We start from the raw sequence: 19,685 nt of genomic DNA on the forward strand, positions 1-19,685 counted from the left end.
TTCAGGTACACCGGGCGCGAGGATGACGAGACAGGCTTATATTACTACCGCGCCCGGTACTACAGTCCGAACTACAAGCGTTTCCTCTCTGAAGATGTTGTGAACTACACATTTGCCAAGCTAAACACCGCGATCGTAATGGTTGTTCCGCGGTCAAGAAACCGTGCACCCATTTTTGTTATCTCAGCCCCTGGGAACATAGGACGCACCGGCGTAATCTCTAGCCTTGCATTTGCGAATGCCTTTTTATATGCAAACAACGCCCCCACAAGATTTATTGATCCGCTCGGCCTATGGTATTACGATGTTAACGTAAATATAGGTTGGGGTCCCGGCGTAACATTCGGTGTCATGATTGGTGGTACGGGGCTCCATCCCTATCTGGGAGGCGGAATTGTAACTGGCCTAACACCGGCCAGTGCCGCAGTAACCTATTCCCCTTCAGATCCATCTCCAGGGTTGAATTGCGCAACACAGGTGCAATATGGTGGAGCCGCGTTCCAATTTGGCTACAGTCGCAAGGATGGCTACTTTGGTGAGGCAGGGTTCGGCGGCCCTCCGGGCGTCTCCTTTACCTGCTTCCATGTCTGGTAGGAATTAAGAATCTATCCAAAACATTATACGAAAGCTCGTGATTTCAATTTGAAGACGTATAACCTGACCAAATCGATTTTGATTCTAAATTATTCCGCCCTGAGCCTTGCAACACTCTTTGGCGTCTTTATAGCGTTCTTTTATGCATCAGGGCCAGAGCGATGGTTCACTTTTTTCTGGATGGCATGTTTGCTGTGGCTTTGGTATCAGGTCCTCAGGGTCCCCTTTCAGATTAAAATTCGAGAGGACGGTTCTATTGAATTTTCCAGCCCCTTAAAACGAGTTGTGCTCTCACCAGAGGAAATTAAATCCATCAAGGCATACCCTTTGCTTGCTGGCCAGGTAAGAGTCAGGCATTCTACTGGGACATTAAAACTGTTCAGTCAAATGCATGACTTTCACGATTTTGTCTCGACAGTTAAATCTCTTAACTCTTCGATAGAGATCAAAGGATGCTAAATAGGAAGTCTAAGCACGCCATCGGAAGACCTTTTCTTCCTGTTGTATTACTTCTAATCGCCTCGCCCCGCAGCTAACTTTTTACAGAATCAGCTCACCCAGTGGGGTATCACTAGCCTGACTTATGACCCAATGGGAATCTCACGGAATGACGTTAGGAAGACGTACACGTAGAATGCGCGCAACCAACTCCCCTCAATGAACAGAGCGAGCTTTGCCCATGATGGACTAGGGCGGAGGGTCCAGAGGACTGTCGGAGGTGTCGGGTACCGAGCTTCTGTACGATGGAGCGAACTAAGAGCAGGAACCCTCAGGGGTGACCCGTCGTCGCAACAGATCCAGCCGCGTCTGAGGGCGAGGAGAATTAACAGGGATGAGAAAGGCGATATATTTAATATTAGGATCTCTCGTTTTATATAGCTGTATCAATATTATTGTACATGATGAGAAAAAGGCGGCTTCCAAAGCGAAAGAATTTGCGGAGGCCGCATTCATTAATGGAAATATTGAAGTAGGTTATTCATTATTATCTGAAAGGACAAAAAGTTCTTTAAGTTCCGAAAGATTTAGGGAAATAATAGAACGAATGCATCCAGATTCCACGCCCATAACTATTAATTCCATGGAGTACGAGCCAATCCCAGGTCAAAAAGCAATGAATATATATCTATTGGCTAAAAAAAACAACGAGGAATTCTATTACAGATTGTTAATGGTGGGGACAAAAGATTCAGGTTACAAAGTGGAACGTTTTTTGCGTGGGAAGGGACCCTACCCGTCCTCAAATTTAAGGAAAAAGATTGGTTAAAGAATCTGCAAGCTAACAAACCGTTGGACCCACCCTGTCTTGACGTGATCGCGGGGCAAAAGGGGAACATCAAGGAAAAATTCGTCAATAAGTAGGCAGAGTCAACGAAATGGTTTTGAAATTAGCAGATCCACAGCACTTAGCGGTAGCCAAAGTAGCGGGGGGGGGACGGCGGGGGGGGACGTCCATAAAATTATAATTTTACAACGCAAATGTTTTGCGCGATACTGCCAGCAGGCCACGCAAATCCCGCATCGACGCGCCAGGCGCTCTCCACCATATCATTATCAGAGGAATAGAGCGGAAGAGGGTCTTTCAGGACGACACCGACAGGGATCATTTTGAGGATCGACTCAGTGGTATTCTGACTGAGTCGTCAACCGTCTGCTACGCTTGGGCTCTCCTTCCCAACCATGTGCACCTTTTGCTGAGAACCGGCACGGGCCCCATTGCCACAGTCATGAGACGACTTCTCACCGGTTATGCAGTCACCTATAACCGACGGCACCGGCGACACGGCCCATTGTTTCAAAACCGCTACAAGTCGATTCTATGCCAGCAAGCCCCGTATCTATTGGAACTGGTGCGCTACATTCACCTCAATCCGCTCCGGGCAAAAATAGTGTCAGGCCTGAGCAACCTGGATACCTATCCGTATACAGGGCATAGTATCATTCTCGGAAAAAGGGAAAACACCTGGCAGGACGTCGATTATGTGCTTGGTCATTTTGGCCAAAAGGTTGCGGGTGCCCGGAGGCGGTATAGAACGTATGTACAGGAGGGGATAGAAAAGGGGCGCAGACCAGATCTCGTAAGTGGAGGTCTCGCCCGGAGCCTCGGCGGATGGGCTGCGGTGAGGACGGTACGAAAGGGGGGTGACCGACTCAAGGGGGACGAAAGGATCCTGGGGGACAGGAGGTTTGTCATAGAGGTTCTTGAAGCCAGTGAAGAGAAACTTGATCGCACGTATCGACTACAGGCCCAAGGCTATGATCTCGAGAAAATGGCCCGGCGCGTCGCCTCGCTGTTTGAGATAGAACCGGAAAACATATATGTCCCTGGAAAGCAGCGACGGAGAGTACACGCGCGGAGTCTATTTTGCTATTGGGCTGTGCGGGAGCTCGGCGCCGGTGCCACAGCTCTTGCCAGAAAGCTGAAGATTTCGCAGCCGGCGGTGAGTATCTCGGTCAGGCGGGGGGAGAAAGTAGCCAAGGCAAAAGCATTTGGCCTGTGGGAGGAATAGACGTTTTTTATAATTTCATGGACGTCCCTCTTCTTCTAATTACATTTATGCTTTTGCTATGGCGGATACTCATACGCTATCTCAATCAGTGAGCTGGTGTCAGGATGGAAAAGAGAGAGTCACGTGTTTTGGGCAATTCTTAACATCTTCGTTGGACTTTTCATTCTTCTTCTTGCCCTCAAGCCCGAATGGGTGTGGGCGGATTTACAAAGAGAACTGGCAGTAAGGCCGAGACATGTGACCGTTCTCAAGTGGTGTGGCGCTATTGCGCTTGGTGTGGGTATTTTGCAGCTTCTCGGGGTGCTCCTCGGCATCCTCTGAAATAGCAGGTAGGCTCAGTATGCGGGAAGCATCCCAGGGCGGCGGGCACCAGCTCGGCGCCCTTCGTTTTTCTCGGGTCAGGAAATGAGGTATGATGCGTAGGGACAAGCAGTTCCGAGTCCGGTCCGAAAAGCCGGGGGATGGAATTATCCGACAAGAGATCTGACTATTTATGCCCATGCACGGTATCGGTATGGAAGAGAGAATATTCGAGTACTGGAGGCTTACTTATTGGCTTTATTTCGTTGGCTTACTCATAGGGATATCAGGTTTGTTCCTTGTCTACATTAACGAGACCTCTACAATCGGAGAGAAACTCCTATTAGGACTGCTTCTTCTGGGGGGAACTATCGGTCTCGAATTTGAAAGAAGAAAACTTCTGCGCAAGCCATGGACGATTAAGGTTTTTGAAGATCGTATCGAAGGTATATCGAAGAGGGGCGATAGGTGCGAGATAAGGTGGGAGGAGATCGGAAGAATCTCCAGACCCAGCTGGTGGGCTACATTCTGGAGTGACCTAGGCGTGTTTTTGATAGCTAGGGATGGGAAGAACAAAATCTATATTGGCAAGACCATAAGCCGCTATCGGGAACTAGCAGAAATTGTTCGGAAGAAAACTCCCCATTTATCCCACGAGTATCTCTGATTTGTTTTCCCTCCATTTTCCGCACTCCATCAAGAATCCTTCCCCCCAATCGTCGGCCTCGGTTATCGGCTAGTCACAAACGCCCTCCACTTGGTGAGTGGCCAGATCCACGACGCGGCAAACCGGTTGCCGGAGGATAGCAATTTCACTGGGACTGGGGTCAAATCTTTACTCGTGAGTGGCAAGACATGGCAGCAACCGGGCGGTTCGATCGAGGAATTGTCTCGGAAATTCCTGGAGCCGGCGAGGAGGGTTGAACTCCTGACCTGCTGATTACGAATCCTCCGCAAGGTTAAATAGATTCAATAACTTCAAGCACTTGGGTGTGCAGGACGCGGCAAAACGTGCCCTTTCGTGACCTAAAAACGCAACCTATCCGCAACCAACTCCGCGGTGTGTTCTCACGATTTGGCTCCCTCAGTCAGCCCCGCAGCGAACACTTTGAAGAGACGGAAGATCTCAATCCTCCGTCTTTCGTTGTTGAGTATACGTCCCTCCTCCCTCATGACCTGAAGAATAGGCCTCGCATATTCGTCAGAGAATTCCGTGACAAACTTCCGGACCGGTATCAACGATTTCGGTTTGGCCAGTTCTGCCACCTCAATCCCTAGCAGGTATGCACCAGCCTCCTCAAACTCGACCGGGCGAGCCTCCACTGTCACCTCTCCAACTTCGAACCGCCGGCTTTCACCATCTCCCTCCTCGTAGTGCTCAAAGTATCTCACCACGTCGCTGAGGTCTCGCGCACGCTCTTCGGGACGGTCTGTGTAGGATATGATCTTTAAGAGCACCAGTACGGGGATCGGAACCACGCGAACCGAAAGGTCAGACGCAACCGTGGCGTGCTCAGCATATTCAAAGGCCTCCTCCATGCCAAAGGTGCTCATGATCCGGTCGGTCCCCGGCCATTCTAGGTGATCGTTCTGCACCACCCCTGGGCCGTAAGGTATAAGATCGAAGAACACATCCGGTCCAAATAAGAGCTCATGGGGGGCTGATCCTGGCTTAAATCCTACTTTGAAGAGACGTTGGCGCATCGCTTCGAAGTCTTCCCAATCGGCCACCTCCACCACGACATCGACGTCACGCGTCGTTCGGGCACTAAACTCACCCCCCTGGCGTATATCGACGACAATTTGAGGAACCGTGGCGCCAATCAGCACAAAGGTCCGGTTTTCCTCGGCGAAAATCTGTGCAAGGATCTTCAGCGCTGGAACTGCCTTAGGATCAATTGCCATCGATAAAAAAGGTGAGATACCGGTCGTAAATGGACTTCGCAGCCTCTAGCTCACGCTCTCTGCCCTGATAGACTAGCTCGGCATAAACTAGCAGAGGATGAGCAACCGGAAAGTCAAACGGCTGCTTCCCCTTAAAAACGACAAGTGGCGAGAATTGTCTGAATATTGCAACCGGTCCATGGACAGATGGAAGCCACTTCAATTTTCTCACTAGCTCTGCGCGCCATTCAGATACAAAAACGCTGAGTTGATCGCCTCGAAAATAGCGCGTCAACGCGTCAGCCGCAAAGCCACCTGTCAACGCCCAGGTAATTCCAACTGCTTCCGCGTTACTTTCGAATTTACCAACCGTCTGATTTAGATCCCGTTCCGGGGGCTGGAAACGGCCTATCAAAAATTTCCGACGCAATCGATCTCCGTAACCTCCCACCCAAAGATCAAGTAGCTCTCGCCTTCGGATGAGGATCCACTCGTCACGGCCTTTCTGTTCGAGATACCCCTTCGCTTTTAGTTCACGTACTATCCAACCGACGGAGCCAAGGGCCACCCCACCTACCTCTGCTAGTTCTCGATAAGGCATGGAGACGGCTTGGGGGTCGGCCAACAGGACAAAGACGACCTGGAGGCCGCTTGGTTGGGTGAGCCGTCCTGTCCGAGTCTCCCAAAGATACTTTGGTTTCCCTCCCTGGAGATGGATGTGTAGCTTCCCAGGCCAGTGGACGTAAACGTTCCCTGCTCCGTCGACAAAGTTCACTTCTTCCGCGATCAAGCGTTCTGCCAAGCGGGGAGGGACGTAGTCGGCGAAAAGGAGGGGCCGCGCTTTGGCCTCGCGGGCGTATTGGCGCATATGTAGAAGCAGATGTTCAAGTCGAGGCAGACTTAGGCGTTTCTTTACCTCGTAAAAATAGGTCAACCGCCCCATGTCAGTATGAAGGACAATTTCGCCATCCAACCCACGGCGCTCTAGACGAGCGATCTGGGGCTTAAACTCCACCTTCTTTACCGGCTGAAGGGCCTGCAACTGGATTTCACACGCCTGAAGAACTTCCCTGTCTATATCCTTGCTCATAGCATGTTCACTCTACCACAATGTTCACTAAAAGTGAACATCAGAAATCAGTGAACAAGACAACTCTACCGACACGGGCCAAGAAGCTGAAAAGGTTCTGGGCTTCGAACCGGACAAAATCAATAATTTCAATGAGTTGGGTGTGCAGGACGCAGCAAAACGTGACATTTCGTGACCTAAAAACGCAACCAATCCGCAACCGCCTTGACAGGTCCAACTCCCGGTTACCCGCCCCGGGAGTCCCGTTCCACCCCGGGGTATGGGCAACCGCAGCCAAGGATTTGTAGTTGTAATCTTCCCAGGGGCTTGACGGCCTGCCCGCGACAACCAAAGGGGATTGCACCAAGGCATTGACACAAACCACGTCTTCGGCGATGCTATAGCCCCTGATAGGGAAAGCGGAGATGGAAAACGGGGTAGGCATAGCTCCTAGCCCACTTTCGGCACAAACGTTGGCGCAATACGAATTCAGACGCCCTCACAGGCGGAGCATGGCCTGGGAAGGGCGTTTTTGTTTTCAGAAGTGCGAGGAAGGAGGAGAGGTGATGAAGGGAAGGAAATGGAATATCCTAGCAGCTTGGCCTGTGCGGCTGTTGACGGCCCTGGTGCTTGGGTTCGTCCTGCCGGGGGTAAGCGCTGCCTTGGAGGTGGGTGAGAAAGCGCCGGACTTCGAACTACGGAGTACCACCGGGGGCAAAATCAGACTAAGTGACTTTGCCGGGAAAAAGAATGTGCTCATCGAGTTTTATATCATGGATTTCCATCCCGGCTGCGAGGCAGCACATCGGGCACGCGGGTTTGGCTATGAAGAGTTTCAGGACATGGACACCGAGGTCCTCGGGATCAGCGTGTTCAATCCGTATGCGCAACAAGCCTTCGCAAAAACTCTCGACCTACCGTATCCCCTCCTCAGCGACTTCCCGCATCTCAAGACCATCAAGAAGTACGGTGTGGAACAAAAGATCGGGGCTATTTCCACGGCCAAACAGGCGTACTTCATTGTGGACAAGCAAGGCATCGTGCGGTTCAAACGGATCATGACCGGGTTCGACGAGGATGGGCGGTATCTGCAGAATGACGTGCTGTTGAGCGAGTTAGAGAAAATCAACAAGACAGGAGAGTAGGGGAGGTCAAGGCGTAATGGCAGAAAGACCCGACGCAACCCCAAGGTTTGGGTGGTTGGCCGGTGCAGGCACTCTTCTGTCCATCGCTGCCTGCTATGGCACGATGGCGATTGTTACGTTGCTATCGCTGCTCGGGGTCACGTTGGCGATCAACAAAGGCGTGTGGGCGGGGGCGATCAGCCTGTTTGCACTCCTGGCGCTCTTGGGTGTTGTGCTGAGCTACCGACAGCACCGTGTGAAAGGCCCGCTGGTCATTGCGGCGCTCGGAGCCATCTTGGTCCTTTGGGCGATGTTTGGCTCGTACAGCCGGATTGTTGAAATAATGGGCTTTGCTGGCCTGATCACAGCGACGGTCTGGGACTGGCGTCTGAAGAAGTGCGAGCGTCCTGCCGCGGGTGTGCCAGACCACCCGTAGCCGTGTGACGAAGGGTTGGAGAAACAACAGATGAAACCGGGGTGACCATAGCCCCCCGAGCCCACCTCTGGCACAACCAAGGACGCACCAAGCATTCAGACGCCCTCTCGGGCGGAGCACGGTCCGGGAAGGCGTTTTGCTTTTCAATACTGCTAAGCGTGTCCCTTCACCACCCTGTATCGACCGCAGTGCAGATTACAACCAGTAACCTGGCTCGGAGCGATTAGTAGTTGAAATCTTCTCAGGGGCTTGACGGCCTCCCGTGGCCATCAGGGGGTAACCCAAGGGTGGCCCCCGACCCGCAGCCAATCATCCACCTGACGGCGCTGCGTGCTAATGACAGCCACGACGACATCCCACGCCGTAGACCGCGATCTTGTGCCGCCTGGGATCTGACAAATCCCTTGACGATCTTGATCCTTCGGAAATAAGATAAATTGTTTAAGGGAAGCATCTCGCTGTGCCTCCTCCAAATGACTTGGTTCTCAATGACTTGCCTGAGGACGCCCGGTGGGCATCGGCCCTCGGGCATTGGTGTCTTGAAAGCAGCATGTCAGCGCGGGTGGACCGTAGGGTCCATGCTTCTCGGGTATATTTGAGTACGACGATGATCTACACCCATGTTTTGGCTCGGGGCGAAAAGGAGTTCGAAGTCCCGTAGATTGTCTTTGAGTCTGCGGAAAACCTGGGGTCTTATACGGAACCATATATGACACCCGGGGGACTAAGCGCAGATGGTGGAAATACTTGAAACAATGCGACTTACACGGCTCCCCCGCCAGTAGAACCGGGGGATCTTATACCGCAGGAAGAGAAGAACTGGGGTCTTATACGGAACAAGATAAGCCATAGTTATGTGTCCGGACGATGAGACATGAAAATACGGAAACTCCAGATTCAACACTACCGCTCCTTGAGAGAAGCCACTATTTACCCAAGCGATATTCTCGCCCTTGTTGGACGGAACAATAGTGGAAAGTCCAACGTGCTGAAGGCCCTCCGACTATTTTTTGACGGAACAGTCAGAGGCGTCAGTGATGAAGCCTTCTACAATCACGATACAAACTCCCCCATCAGAATTGTAGCTACTTTCGACAATCTCAGCAATTGGGAGATGAAGCAGTTTGGCCCTTGGATGGACAACAAGACGCTGACCGTCGGCAGACAAATCCGCTGTGTTGGCGAGGACCCATACGAGATCAGCACTCTGGCAGTCAAAAGGGTTCCAGACTGTGAGTGGCTGGACGAAGAAGTGATCTCGGGGGAGAAGATAAAGGAGTGGTGGGGAAACAAGGAGACCTTGAAGATCGGAGCTTTGGATTTCGCTGCTCTCTTGGCATTGGGGTCAAGTCGCTTGTTGACGGAAGTTCCCCGGTTACCAATGTCTGACCGCAATCCTAATCCGTCTACGATCTCTTGACTCGCCTGAATCAAGCCACCCATCCGCAAACCACGAATCCCACCGAAAGCTTCGACTATATGCCAGATGCTTATGTCAATAAGAAGCAATCCTTCTTGGACGTTTTGATTCAGAACAGTGACCATAAAGGAAAGGTGAGCCGAGTTCTGACAAAAGCGCCCACTCCCAAAGCCTACGAAAGATCCGAAAACTGGTGCCGATACGCTGAGAAAGGTCAGCCGGCGATGAGTGCGTGGTAGGGGGCTTCGGAAATGCGGCCCCAGTCGCTGATCAAGTGCTGGAACTTGGTGTAGGACGCATAGACCTTCTTGGCCATCGGACTCCTTTCAGATTCCTCTCGCTTGACCTCGTCCGCGAGCTGCTTCAGCGCCGTCATCACTTCCGCCGGAAACTGAAGAATCTCCACTTTTTCCTGGAATTCCGTGCGGAACCTTTTCAACGCCATCGCGTTTTTCGCATCGTATTCCGTGTACGCCAGCGTCTGAATCGCCATGGCGGCACAGTCCAGGATTCGGCGCAGGTCGACCGGGAGCGACTCGTAGGCGTTACGGTTGAACACGAATTCAGTTATGGCTCCGGGCTCGTGCCAGCCGGGATAATAGTAGTACTGAGCGGCCTGGTAAAGCCCGAGTTTCAGATCGTCGTGAGGACCGACCAGCTCTGCCGCGTCGATGACCCCGCGTTCGAGGGCTGGGTAAATCTCGCCGGGAGGTATCAGGACGACCGTTGCGCCGGCCTTTGACACCACCTTGCCGCCCAGGCCGGGAATCCGGATTTTGAGGCCGTTGTAGTCAGTAATCGTCTTGATTTTTTTCCGGAACCACCCTCCCATTTGCACCCCCGTGGAGGCAGATGGACGCGGCACAAGGTCGAAGGGCTTGTACGTTTCCTCCCAGAGCTTGAGCCCGCCCCCGGCATAGCACCAGGCGTACTGACCCTGCGCGTTCATGCCAAAGGGGACCGACGTAAACCACTGCGTCGCCGGCTCCTTTCCGGCCCAGTAGTAGGCTGCGCCGTTGTACATTTCGACCGTCCCTTGTTGGCAAGCTTCGAAGGCGCCGAAGGCCGGGACCAACTCGCCCGCCGCGAAGACTTTGATCTTGAGGCGACCGTCGCTCATCGTTTCGACGATCCGTGCAAATCTTTTGGCGTTCCCCTGCAGTACATCAAGCGAGTGGGTCCACGTCGTCACCATGCGCCACTGATACTTAGGCCGGGCGATGACGTGTGGCACGTCGACGACCGTCACACCCGTGGCCGCCAGCGCCCCTCCAGCCGTCAAAAGAAATTTGCGCCGTTCCATCGGCACCTCCTGCATGGCCGTGGCTTCTGCTCCTGAAGCTCGGACCGGATTGAAGTTGAAACCGATGGGAAATTTTCAGGAGCGAGTGAAGGTCTGGCGGATCTTTGTGGCAATCTGTTCGATATCTTTTTCGCCCCTCATCCGGGCTACGCTCTTCATGCTGCCGCCTCCGTCGTTCGGATACCGGGGGATGATATGGATGTGGACGTGAAAGACCTCTTGCCCGGCCGCCTTGCCGTTATTGACCCCTAGATTGAAGCCTGCCGCTCCCATGGCCGCCTGAACTTTCCCGGCCACCACAGCCGCCACGTGAAAAAGCCTCCCGGCCTCTTCGGCAGGCATCTCGTCTAGGGTTGGGTAGTGCTGGCGGGGAATGACCAGCGTGTGCCCAGGCGTGCAGGGAAAGATATCGAGGAAGGCAACCGTCCCTTCCTTCTCGAACACCGTATGGGCGTGTCGGTCGCCCCGAGCGATCTGGCAAAAGAGGCACCCGCTCACTGGGCACCTTGCGCTTTCTTGCCGGTCAAATCGATGGGAACCCGCTCGACCACATGAAGCCCGAAGCCTTCCAGTCCCACGATGCGCCGAGGATTGCTGGTCAGCAACCGGATCCGGATGAGGCCCAGGTCGACCAAGATCTGGGCGCCAATACCGTACTCCCGGAGGTCCATCCGACCCCGAGGGGGCTCAGGCGGCCCGGGACTGTCTGGAGGTGTGAGGTGGTTTGTCCACCCCACTCCGCCGGCCGGCCCCCGGATATAAACGAGGACCCCCTTTCCTGCCTTGCCAATGAGGTCTAAGGAGGCGCGGAGCTTTTCACCGCAGTCGCAGCGAAGCGACCGGAGGGCGTCGCCGGGAAGACACTCGGATTGCACCCGTACCAGCACCTCGTCTGAAGCCGTCACCTCACCCAGGACCAGAGCCAGGTGATGCCGGCCATCCACCTGGCTCTCGTACAGGTTGCTCTGGAAGGTGCCGTACTCAGTGGGCAACGTGGTGGTCGCGAGGCACTTGACGAGCTTGTCTCGCCGCATCCGAAAGTCGATCACCGCTTTGACGGTTAGAATCGCCAGGCCGTGGCGATCGACAAAGGCTTGAAGTTCTGGGAACTGGGCGGCTTCCCCCTCCTCCGTCAGAATGGCGCAAAGGACGGCCCCTGGGTAGAGGCCGGCCAGCCGACAGAGATCAAGCGCAGCTTCCGCCTGTGCCGCGCGGGTGAGGACTCCCCCTTCCTTAGCCCGCAGCGGAAAGATGTGGCCGGGCCGGACCAGATCCTCGGGCCGAGCCTTGGGATCGACCAACGTCTGAATGGTGGCGGCGCGATCATAGACCGAGATGCCGGTGGTCGTTCCCGCCCTGGCATCGACCGAGACACAATAGGTGATGTCCCCGGAAGCCGGCTGCTCCGGAATCATGACCGGGATCTTGAGGGCCTCAAGGCGCTCCCCCGTGAGAGCCACACAGACAATACCCCTGGCCTCGCGGGCCATCATGTTTACTGCTCCAGGGGTCACCCGCTCCGCCGCGAGAATCAGCACACCTTCACTTTCCCTGACCTCGTCATCGGCCACCACCACCATCAGGCCTTCGCGGAGGGCCCGGATCGCTTGCTCCACCGGATAATCGTTCATTGCCACTCCTCGACTGCGGTCCGGACTGCCCGGAGGTGGGCCTCGGGAACATCAACGGGAAACCCGCAACCAGGCGCCAGGATGTGCCCGAGGCCCCCTGTCTGCCTCAGGGCATCCTTGACTTCAGCCCGGACTGCTTCCTCTGGTCCTTTCCGAAGGGTTTCGATCTCATTGAGCCCGCCCACCACTGCGCCGGGAAACAGCTCCTGTGCCTCTTCCAGAGAGGGTGCGGTTCGCCGGTCATGCCAGTTGATGGCTGGAATTGGATATGTCGCCATCACATCGAACGGGATATCCAGACCGTGGACGTGCAGGATGGAAAAAGAGCTCCGCTTGGCGGCCTGCTCCAAGACCCGCCTGTCGTACGGTTCTGCGAAGATTCGGTGCTCTTCGGCGGTCAAGAGGTCGGACGCTACCACCTGCGTGGCAAAGAAGATCCCGTCCGCCTTGGATCCCAGACAGGCGACCACAAATCGACTCATGGTCTCGGTGACCGCTTCGAGGGCTGCATGGATGAGGGCAGGCCTTTCCCGCAGGTCGTCCAAGAATCGCTCATCACCAGCCAGCTTTTTTGTGATGGTCAAAGGACTGAAGACGGTCTGAAGGATCGGGGCGTCGTCCCGGCGTCCCTTCACCACCTCGCGAAGGCATGTGAGTTCTCGGCCCAACGCCCCTTCCTTGGGATCGAGGATGCGGATCCCCTTCCAGTCGTTCGGGTGCTTCACCGCATGATCGATACAAACCCGGGAGCCTTCCAGGCTGCCGCGGTACGCCACTCGACAGCCCCAGTCCTCCACACAGTAGACCCCGGTGGGCATGACCTTGATGAAATCTAAGTCATAGTGGGCGTGAAAGGCGAGAAGGACCTCAGCCAAGGTGAACGGGTCCTCATCCACGTCGGGAAAATGGCGCCAGAAACTGACCGGGGGCCGGTCGACCGCTTTGCGCTCTATCGCTGCGTAAATCCGCTCTGCCTTAGTCATTTTTCCCCGCGTCATGCGTGCAAATGCCTCTGATGATTTGGCATCTTATCATAGAGAGGGCGCAAAAGGGTGTCAACGACTCCAGTGGTGGACTCGAAGGGGCTGCCGGGCTCATTGACAACATCTACGCAGCGTGTTATCGTCAATTTTGCCTTATTTTTCGTTGCTTTGAGGGGGAAACGAGATGCGGTTTGATCAGTTCACGATCAAGGCCCAGGAGGCGATCGATGCCGCCCGCCGGCACGCCGTCGAGATGGGGCACCAGGCCATCGACGTGGAGCACCTGCTGCTCGCGCTGGTGGAACAGCACGATGGCGTAATTCCCCCGTTGCTCCAGAAGCTCGGTGCGAACCTTCAGCTCCTTCGAACGAAACTCGGCGAAGAGCTCGAGCGGCGCCCAAAGGTCCAGGGCGCCGAGGGGCAGGTGTACCTCACGCCCCATCTCGAAAAGGTGCTTCAGGCAGCCCTTCAGGAGGCGGAGCATCTGAAGGACGAGTACGTCTCGACCGAACATCTCCTTCTCGCCATTGTGGAACAGGCGGGTGGTGCCGTCGAACGAATCCTCAAGGAGGCGGGCGTCAGCAAGGATGGGGTCTATGCCGCCTTGGCCGCCCTGCGCGGCGGGCAACGGGTCACCGACCCACATCCGGAGGAGAAGTATCAGGCCCTGGAACGGTACAGCCAGGACCTGACCGATCTGGCGCGGAAGGGCAAGCTGGACCCGGTCATCGGCCGCGACGACGAGATCCGCCGCGTCATCCACGTCCTGTCCCGCCGGACCAAAAATAATCCAGTCCTGATCGGCGAGCCCGGCGTGGGGAAGACCGCCATCGTGGAGGGGCTAGCGGAACGGATTGCGAATGGGGATGTCCCCGAGTCCCTAAAGAACAAGCGGGTCGTGGCATTAGACATCGGCGCGCTGGTTGCCGGGTCCAAATACCGTGGGGAATTTGAAGACCGGCTGAAGGCAGTTCTCAAGGAGATCACCGAGGCGGAGGGGCAGATCATCTGCTTTATCGACGAGCTGCACACTCTGGTCGGGGCGGGAGCCGCCGAGGGGGCGGTAGATGCTTCCAACATGCTCAAGCCGGCGCTGGCCCGCGGTGAACTCCGCTGCATCGGTGCCACCACGCTGGACGAGTATCGGAAGCGGATCGAGAAGGATCCGGCTCTGGAACGACGGTTTCAGCCGATCGTCGTTGGTCAGCCGACAGTAGAAGAGAGCATTTCGATCCTCCGGGGCCTCAAGGAGAAGTACGAGGTGCATCACGGCGTCCGGATCAAGGACTCTGCCCTGGTCGCGGCCGCGGTTTTGAGCCATCGGTACATCACCGACCGCTTCCTGCCGGACAAGGCCATCGATCTCATCGATGAGGCCGCCTCCCGTCTCCGGATGGAGATTGAAAGCATGCCGACCGAGATCGACGAGGTGGAGCGCAGGATCCGCCAGCTCGAGGTAGAGCGGGAGGCCCTCCGGAAGGAAACAGATTCGGCCTCCCAGGAGCGCCTCACACATCTGGAGGCAGAGGTCGCCAATCTGCGCGAGCGATCAGGTGCACTGAAGGCGCGCTGGGAGCGGGAAAAAGCGGTCATCAGCAAAATTCGAGAGATCAAGGAACGCCTCGAGCAGAGCCGGGTGGAGGAGCAGCAGGCCGAACGGCAAGGGGACCTCGGCAAGGTGGCGGAGCTCCGTTACGGCGTCACCGCCCAGCTCCAGAGAGAACTCGATGCCGAGCAACAGAAGCTCGAGGCCATCCAGAAAGAAGGCATGATGCTCAAGGAGGAGGTGGACGAAGAGGATATCGCCGAGGTCGTGGCGAAGTGGACCGGCATCCCGGTGACTCGACTCCTGGAGGGGGAGACACAGAAACTGCTCCAGATGGAGGCAAAGATTCAGGAGCGGGTGGTGGGCCAGGATGAAGCCATCAGCGCTGTTGCCAACGCCATCCGCCGCGCCCGGTCAGGGCTCCAAGATCCCAACCGCCCCCTGGGCTCGTTCATCTTTCTGGGCCCCACAGGGGTGGGCAAGACGGAACTGGCGCGGGCACTCGCCGAGTTCCTCTTCGATGATGAGCGGGCCATGGTCCGTCTCGATATGTCAGAGTACGTGGAGAAGCATACGGTCTCCCGCCTGATCGGCGCTCCTCCCGGCTACGTAGGCTACGAAGAAGGGGGGCAACTGACCGAGGCAGTCAGACGCCGTCCATATTCCGTCCTCCTCCTTGACGAGATCGAAAAGGCGCACGCCGATGTCTTCAACATACTGCTCCAGATCCTGGATGACGGACGGCTGACCGACGGGCAGGGTCGGACCGTCGATTTCCGGAACACGATCATCATCATGACCTCGAACCTGGGTAGCCACCTCATTCAGGAACTGTCCGACGAGGAAGAAATCCGCAAACGGACTTGGGAGGAACTCCGGACTCACTTCCGTCCGGAGTTCCTCAACCGGATTGACGAGGTCATCATCTTCCACCGCCTCGGCATTTCCGAAATCAAGCAGATCGTGGAGATTCAGCTCGGGCAACTGAAGCGGAGGCTCACCGATCGCAAGATCGAGATCACCCTCTCGGAAGAGGCCAAACACCACCTAGCCGAGGTCGGCTTCGATCCGGTCTATGGGGCACGACCTCTCAAGCGCGCGCTGCAACGGCTCGTGCTAGACCCGCTGGCCACACGGATCCTAGAGGGGCAGTTCAGGGAGGGCGACCACATCCTCGTCGATGCCAAGGACGGCCAAGTGGAATTCAGCAAGGCCGCAGCGGCCCCCACGACATAGTTCGTAGTTCATGGTTCATGGTTCAGAAGTCGTCGTTGGGATCCTACCTGCGGTTTCCTGTTCTTGGAGAGAACACCTGCTTTCGTATGGGCCATGAACTCTGAACCCTGAACTGTGAAGCGTGAACCAAGGCACTCCGATGCAACCCCTGGACGGCATTAAGGTCATTGATTTCTCCCGGGTGCTGGCGGGACCCTACTGCGCCATGATCCTCGCGGACCTGGGAGCAGAGGTGGTCAAGATCGAGGAACCCACTCGGGGTGACGAGGCCCGAGGCGTCGGTCCTTTCCTGAACGGTGTGAGTGCCTATTTCATGAGCATCAACCGGGGCAAAAAGAGCGTAGCCCTCAACATCAAAAATCCGAAGGGAGGAGATCTCGCCACACAGCTCACTGCCCGGGCCGACATCCTGGTGGAAAACTTTCGTCCCGGAACCATGGACCGCCTGGGCCTCGGGTACGAGGCATTGACCAAGGTCAACCCGAGGCTGATTTATGCCGCTTGCTCTGGCTTTGGTCAGACTGGCCCCTACCGGCACCGAGGCGCCTACGACATGGTTATTCAGGGGATGGGGGGAATCATGTCGATCACGGGTGAGCCGGGAGGGATGCCCTTAAAAACCGGGCCGGCCATTGGCGATCTCGTGGGTGGCCTTTTTACGGTCATCGGCATCCTCGCCGCCCTGCAGGCCCGGGAACGGATCGGCGAGGGACAGATGGTGGATATCGGGATGCTCGATTGTCAGGTCGCCCTTCTGGAGAATGCGATTATCCGGTATACTACCACCGGCGAGATTCCGGGACCGCTAGGTGCCCGCCACCCCTCGATCGCACCGTTCGAGGCCTTTGAAGCCAAAGACGGTTATGTTATCTTTGCCGTGGGGACCCCCCACTGGGAACGTTTCTGTCGCATCATCGGTCGTGAAGACTTGTTACAAGACCCTCGCTTTGCCACGAACGCCTTGCGCGCGGAAAACCATGCAGCCCTGCAACCCGTCATCGCCGATGTCGCGAAGACCAGAACAGTCCGGGAATGGATCAAGGTCATGGAAAAGGTAGGCGTCCCGTGTGGTCCCATTAACCGCATCGACCAAGTGGTGGCGGATCCTCAGGTTCAGGCGCGAGGGATGATCGCTGCCATCCACGATCCCGAGGTCGGGGTGACCCGCCTTCCCGGGTCACCCATCAAACTCTCACGGACTCCCGGTCGCGTCGACCGTCCAGCGCCACGACTCGGCGAACATACGGCCGACGTCTTCAAAGAGTGGCTGGGGCTCGAGGCACAGACGATTGATGCACTAAAGCAGGAACAGATCATCGCATGAACGAGCCGCTAGACATCATCATTGCCGTCGCTGTCGGACTCATCGCCCTCGCTGCCGTGGCAGTCGTCATCGCCCTCGTCCCCATGATTCGTAAGGCCCGGCAGATACTGAGTCGGGTCGATACCCTGATCGAATCGACCGAGAGGGATGTCCGTCAGACCGTGGGCGAGGTTCGCGAGGCAGTGCATAACGTGAACCAGATCTCGGGAGGGGTCCATAAGAACATGGATCAGTTGAGCGGTACCGTCAAGGCCCTAGAGGGATTCGGTGAGACCCTCCGAAACACAAGCGACATTATCCGGACCAGCATCCACCCGCATCTCCTTTCCTTTGCGGCCTTGTTAGTAGGACTCAAGACGGGAAGCTGGTATCTACTGCGGAAAATCTTTTTAAAAAGGAGGAGGTGATTTCCAATGAGTGATGAACGTGGATTTGGCGGGGCGGCCCTCGCGTTGGCTTTTCTCCTCGGGGGTACCTTCGGAGCTCTCACTGCCTTGCTCAACGCTCCAGAATCAGGAAGGCGCACCCGGGTGCGGATCCGCCGGCTCACCGAAGATCTCCAGGAGCGGGCCGGGGATGTGGCCGGGGAGGTCCGGGAGCGAGTCGATGACGTGATCGACCAGGGCCGAGATTCCGTCCTCTCCGCCTTTGAGGCCGGGAAGGATGCCTTCAAGCGAGAGCGGGAAAAGCTCACATCTTCTTCTGACTGATCTTACGGGCAAGACGCCCCCGCAAATGATGCCCGGGACTGCCGTCCCGGGCATCATGCTTTTCGGGCTAGCGGGACAGAAAATCGCGGGCCTCGAGCGACTGGCCGGTGACGTCGCGGGAAGCGTCTGAGGCGAGATAGACAAAGATGGGGGTGATTTCTTCCGGGGTTGGCAAGGTCAGGGGGTCCTCCTCGGGATAGGCGGCAGCCCGCATGGTGGTGCGGGTCCCCCCCGGATTGACGGCGTTCACGCGGATATGGAGAGGCTGTAGTTCGGCCGCCAGGACCTGGGTGAGCCCTTCCAACCCGAACTTAGAGGCGGCGTAGGCCCCCCAGCGCGGTTTCCCAACCCGGCCGACGCCCGAGCTCACATTGATAATGGAGCCTTCACCGGCAGCAGTCATCAAAGGCAGACAAGCTTTGATGACGAAAAAGGGTCCGTTGAGATTGACGGCTATCACCGCCTCCCACTCCTCTTCAGGATATTCCACGATTGGTACTCGGGGACCCAGCAAAGAAGCGTTATTGAGCAGGACGTGCAACCGACCGAATCGCCGATTGATCTCTTTAGCGAGATCCTTGACCTGATGTCGATCGGCCACATCCGCCTGAAGCGCTACGACGCGCCCTCCGGCATTTCGGATCTCCTTTGCCGCGGCTTCGAGAGACCCAAGGTCCCGGGCTGTCACAACGACCTCGGCACCCTCCCGCGCAAACGCAGCTGAGACCGCCTTGCCGATCCCCCGACTCCCGCCCGTCACCAGGGCCACCTTTTCCTTGAGCTTCATACCGACCCCTTGCCAATCACATGATCCATCTGTTAGCTTTACTCACGCGTTCACCGTCATGCACCCATTGCCAGATGCTGCAAGGGAGGAACTATGGGCGAATTCATCAAGGTCGCTGAGACCAAAGATATTGCTGCCGGAACGGGAATCCTGGTGGAACTGGAGGGAGAACGGATCGCCCTCTTCAATGAGAACGGGACCTTCTACGCAATCGGCGACATCTGCACCCACTCGGGCGGCCCCCTCTCGGAGGGGGACCTGGATGGGGACACGGTGACGTGCCCATGGCACGGTGCCCAGTACGATGTCAAGACCGGGGAAGCAATGGGCCCACCTGCCTCCGAGCCTGTCCCTAGCTACCGGGTGAAGGCGGAGGGAGGGGATATCCTCATCGAACGCCCGTGAAGACAAATCAACGAAGGGTTCTGATCTTCTCCGCGACGAGTACCTCACCCTCCTTTTTGAATGTGATCATGACCCGGTCCCCTGGCCTGATACCGCTGAGCTGTTCCGCCGTCGCCCGAAAGCTGAGGGGATTTCCGGTTTGGAAGTCTCGAATCTGGATGGCGGACGGGCTCACGCTCAGGGCTTCCCCAACATGACCATTGGGACCCATCGAATCGCAGGCCCAGGCCTGAGGTGCTAAAAGGTAAAGAGAGGTAAGGAAACCGATAAGCCACATTTGCCATCGCATTCCGAGCCTCCTTTGCTATCTATGCCTAATTCTGCGCGCAATACTAGCCCGCCGTGCGTTCGCCTGTAAAGGTGCCTTTTCTGACCTGAATCACGTAGGAGCTAGAAGATTTCTCAAGAGAGAAGGGTCGGAGT

Annotated in this window: 21 protein-coding genes; 13 read left to right on the plus strand and 8 right to left on the minus strand. The window is 56.3% G+C overall.

What is annotated here, in order from left to right:
- From O6929_02940 to O6929_02960, 5 genes are all read left to right on the plus strand, one after another.
- Window positions 1-594: hypothetical protein (locus O6929_02940; GenBank protein MCZ6479351.1), on the plus strand; the 594-nt coding region annotated here is incomplete at its 5' end.
- Between the two features lie 832 nt (window positions 595-1,426).
- Window positions 1,427-1,861: a hypothetical protein gene (locus O6929_02945; protein MCZ6479352.1), complete on the plus strand. Its 435-nt coding sequence runs from the start codon at window positions 1,427-1,429 to the stop codon at window positions 1,859-1,861.
- Window positions 1,862-2,078: 217 nt separating this feature from the next.
- The gene (locus O6929_02950; GenBank protein MCZ6479353.1) at window positions 2,079-3,104 is read left to right on the plus strand and encodes a transposase; all 1,026 of its coding nucleotides are present in this window, start codon (window positions 2,079-2,081) and stop codon (window positions 3,102-3,104) included.
- A gap of 123 nt (window positions 3,105-3,227) precedes the next feature.
- Window positions 3,228-3,425 (plus strand): hypothetical protein, encoded by a 198-nt coding sequence (locus O6929_02955; protein ID MCZ6479354.1) that lies wholly within the window; start codon window positions 3,228-3,230, stop codon window positions 3,423-3,425.
- A 172-nt stretch (window positions 3,426-3,597) separates the two neighbouring features.
- The gene (locus tag O6929_02960) at window positions 3,598-4,071 is read left to right on the plus strand and encodes a hypothetical protein (protein MCZ6479355.1); all 474 of its coding nucleotides are present in this window, start codon (window positions 3,598-3,600) and stop codon (window positions 4,069-4,071) included.
- A gap of 401 nt (window positions 4,072-4,472) precedes the next feature.
- Here the strand turns inward: O6929_02960 and O6929_02965 are convergent, their stop codons facing one another.
- Together O6929_02965 and O6929_02970 are read right to left on the minus strand one after the other, a co-directional pair.
- On the minus strand, window positions 4,473-5,309 hold the full coding sequence (locus O6929_02965) for a nucleotidyl transferase AbiEii/AbiGii toxin family protein (GenBank protein ID MCZ6479356.1): 837 nt from the start codon (window positions 5,307-5,309) through the stop codon (window positions 4,473-4,475).
- Window positions 5,299-6,378 carry a type IV toxin-antitoxin system AbiEi family antitoxin gene (locus O6929_02970; protein ID MCZ6479357.1) on the minus strand — a complete coding sequence of 360 codons (1,080 nt, stop codon included), beginning with the start codon at window positions 6,376-6,378 and terminating at the stop codon, window positions 5,299-5,301. Before O6929_02970 ends, O6929_02965 begins: the two co-directional genes overlap by 11 nt.
- Before the next feature lie 545 nt (window positions 6,379-6,923).
- Here O6929_02970 and O6929_02975 point away from each other — a divergent pair.
- The 3 genes from O6929_02975 to O6929_02985 all read left to right on the plus strand — a co-directional run bounded on the left by O6929_02975 (window position 6,924) and on the right by O6929_02985 (window position 9,337).
- On the plus strand, window positions 6,924-7,502 hold the full coding sequence (locus O6929_02975) for a redoxin domain-containing protein (GenBank protein MCZ6479358.1): 579 nt from the start codon (window positions 6,924-6,926) through the stop codon (window positions 7,500-7,502).
- A 16-nt stretch (window positions 7,503-7,518) separates the two neighbouring features.
- Entirely contained in the window at window positions 7,519-7,917 is a 399-nt protein-coding gene (locus tag O6929_02980) for a MerC domain-containing protein (protein MCZ6479359.1), read from the plus strand.
- A gap of 874 nt (window positions 7,918-8,791) precedes the next feature.
- Entirely contained in the window at window positions 8,792-9,337 is a 546-nt protein-coding gene (locus O6929_02985; protein ID MCZ6479360.1) for an AAA family ATPase, read from the plus strand.
- 214 nt (window positions 9,338-9,551) lie between these two features.
- Here O6929_02985 and O6929_02990 read toward each other — a convergent pair whose 3' ends face one another.
- The 4 genes from O6929_02990 to O6929_03005 form a co-directional block, all read right to left on the minus strand.
- Window positions 9,552-10,640: an ABC transporter substrate-binding protein gene (locus O6929_02990; protein MCZ6479361.1), complete on the minus strand. Its 1,089-nt coding sequence runs from the start codon at window positions 10,638-10,640 to the stop codon at window positions 9,552-9,554.
- 75 nt (window positions 10,641-10,715) lie between these two features.
- Window positions 10,716-11,138, minus strand: a complete 423-nt coding sequence (locus O6929_02995; GenBank protein MCZ6479362.1) for an HIT family protein — start codon at window positions 11,136-11,138, stop codon at window positions 10,716-10,718.
- A complete protein-coding gene (gene ribB / locus O6929_03000) occupies window positions 11,135-12,271 on the minus strand; it encodes a 3,4-dihydroxy-2-butanone-4-phosphate synthase (GenBank protein MCZ6479363.1) in 1,137 nt (378 codons plus the stop codon). The genes O6929_02995 and ribB overlap by 4 nt, the downstream gene beginning before the upstream one ends.
- Window positions 12,268-13,269, minus strand: coding sequence for a uroporphyrinogen decarboxylase (locus tag O6929_03005; GenBank protein ID MCZ6479364.1), 1,002 nt, complete (start codon window positions 13,267-13,269; stop codon window positions 12,268-12,270). Before O6929_03005 ends, ribB begins: the two co-directional genes overlap by 4 nt.
- Before the next feature lie 169 nt (window positions 13,270-13,438).
- Here O6929_03005 and clpB point away from each other — a divergent pair, with 169 nt between their 5' ends.
- The 4 genes from clpB (at window position 13,439) to O6929_03025 (ending at window position 18,070) form a co-directional block, all read left to right on the plus strand.
- Window positions 13,439-16,036, plus strand: a complete 2,598-nt coding sequence (clpB, locus tag O6929_03010; GenBank protein MCZ6479365.1) for an ATP-dependent chaperone ClpB — start codon at window positions 13,439-13,441, stop codon at window positions 16,034-16,036.
- Window positions 16,037-16,175: 139 nt separating this feature from the next.
- A complete protein-coding gene (locus O6929_03015) occupies window positions 16,176-17,360 on the plus strand; it encodes a CoA transferase (protein MCZ6479366.1) in 1,185 nt (394 codons plus the stop codon).
- Entirely contained in the window at window positions 17,357-17,767 is a 411-nt protein-coding gene (locus O6929_03020) for a DUF948 domain-containing protein (protein MCZ6479367.1), read from the plus strand. The genes O6929_03015 and O6929_03020 overlap by 4 nt, the downstream gene beginning before the upstream one ends.
- A gap of 6 nt (window positions 17,768-17,773) precedes the next feature.
- Window positions 17,774-18,070, plus strand: coding sequence for a YtxH domain-containing protein (locus O6929_03025; protein ID MCZ6479368.1), 297 nt, complete (start codon window positions 17,774-17,776; stop codon window positions 18,068-18,070).
- 67 nt (window positions 18,071-18,137) lie between these two features.
- On the opposite strand, the gene O6929_03030 is transcribed toward O6929_03025, so the two are convergent.
- Window positions 18,138-18,857, minus strand: coding sequence for an SDR family NAD(P)-dependent oxidoreductase (locus tag O6929_03030; protein ID MCZ6479369.1), 720 nt, complete (start codon window positions 18,855-18,857; stop codon window positions 18,138-18,140).
- A gap of 93 nt (window positions 18,858-18,950) precedes the next feature.
- Between O6929_03030 and O6929_03035 the strand changes: the two genes are divergently transcribed.
- Entirely contained in the window at window positions 18,951-19,262 is a 312-nt protein-coding gene (locus O6929_03035) for a non-heme iron oxygenase ferredoxin subunit (GenBank protein MCZ6479370.1), read from the plus strand.
- Between the two features lie 7 nt (window positions 19,263-19,269).
- On the opposite strand, the gene O6929_03040 is transcribed toward O6929_03035, so the two are convergent.
- A complete protein-coding gene (locus O6929_03040) occupies window positions 19,270-19,551 on the minus strand; it encodes a hypothetical protein (GenBank protein ID MCZ6479371.1) in 282 nt (93 codons plus the stop codon).
- Between the last annotated feature and the right edge of the window lie 134 nt (window positions 19,552-19,685).

Source organism: Candidatus Methylomirabilota bacterium (assembly GCA_027293415.1).
Taxonomy (GTDB): Bacteria; Methylomirabilota; Methylomirabilia; order Methylomirabilales; family CSP1-5; genus CSP1-5.

Bases quoted from the DNA above. Each gene is read 5' to 3' on its own strand.
- clpB (MCZ6479365.1), top strand. From the start codon at position 13,439: ATGCGGTTTGATCAGTTCACGATCAAGGCCCAGGAGGCGATCGATGCC.
- O6929_03030 (MCZ6479369.1), bottom strand. From the start codon at position 18,857: ATGAAGCTCAAGGAAAAGGTGGCCCTGGTGACGGGCGGGAGTCGGGGG.
- O6929_03040 (MCZ6479371.1), bottom strand. From the start codon at position 19,551: ATGCGATGGCAAATGTGGCTTATCGGTTTCCTTACCTCTCTTTACCTT.
- O6929_03035 (MCZ6479370.1), top strand. From the start codon at position 18,951: ATGGGCGAATTCATCAAGGTCGCTGAGACCAAAGATATTGCTGCCGGA.
- O6929_03020 (MCZ6479367.1), top strand. From the start codon at position 17,357: ATGAACGAGCCGCTAGACATCATCATTGCCGTCGCTGTCGGACTCATC.
- O6929_02965 (MCZ6479356.1), bottom strand. From the start codon at position 5,309: ATGGCAATTGATCCTAAGGCAGTTCCAGCGCTGAAGATCCTTGCACAG.
- O6929_02970 (MCZ6479357.1), bottom strand. From the start codon at position 6,378: ATGAGCAAGGATATAGACAGGGAAGTTCTTCAGGCGTGTGAAATCCAG.
- O6929_02945 (MCZ6479352.1), top strand. From the start codon at position 1,427: ATGAGAAAGGCGATATATTTAATATTAGGATCTCTCGTTTTATATAGC.
- O6929_02985 (MCZ6479360.1), top strand. From the start codon at position 8,792: ATGAAAATACGGAAACTCCAGATTCAACACTACCGCTCCTTGAGAGAA.
- O6929_03025 (MCZ6479368.1), top strand. From the start codon at position 17,774: ATGAGTGATGAACGTGGATTTGGCGGGGCGGCCCTCGCGTTGGCTTTT.
- O6929_03005 (MCZ6479364.1), bottom strand. From the start codon at position 13,269: ATGACGCGGGGAAAAATGACTAAGGCAGAGCGGATTTACGCAGCGATA.
- ribB (MCZ6479363.1), bottom strand. From the start codon at position 12,271: ATGAACGATTATCCGGTGGAGCAAGCGATCCGGGCCCTCCGCGAAGGC.
- O6929_03015 (MCZ6479366.1), top strand. From the start codon at position 16,176: ATGCAACCCCTGGACGGCATTAAGGTCATTGATTTCTCCCGGGTGCTG.
- O6929_02990 (MCZ6479361.1), bottom strand. From the start codon at position 10,640: ATGGAACGGCGCAAATTTCTTTTGACGGCTGGAGGGGCGCTGGCGGCC.
- O6929_02975 (MCZ6479358.1), top strand. From the start codon at position 6,924: ATGAAGGGAAGGAAATGGAATATCCTAGCAGCTTGGCCTGTGCGGCTG.
- O6929_02960 (MCZ6479355.1), top strand. From the start codon at position 3,598: ATGCCCATGCACGGTATCGGTATGGAAGAGAGAATATTCGAGTACTGG.
- O6929_02980 (MCZ6479359.1), top strand. From the start codon at position 7,519: ATGGCAGAAAGACCCGACGCAACCCCAAGGTTTGGGTGGTTGGCCGGT.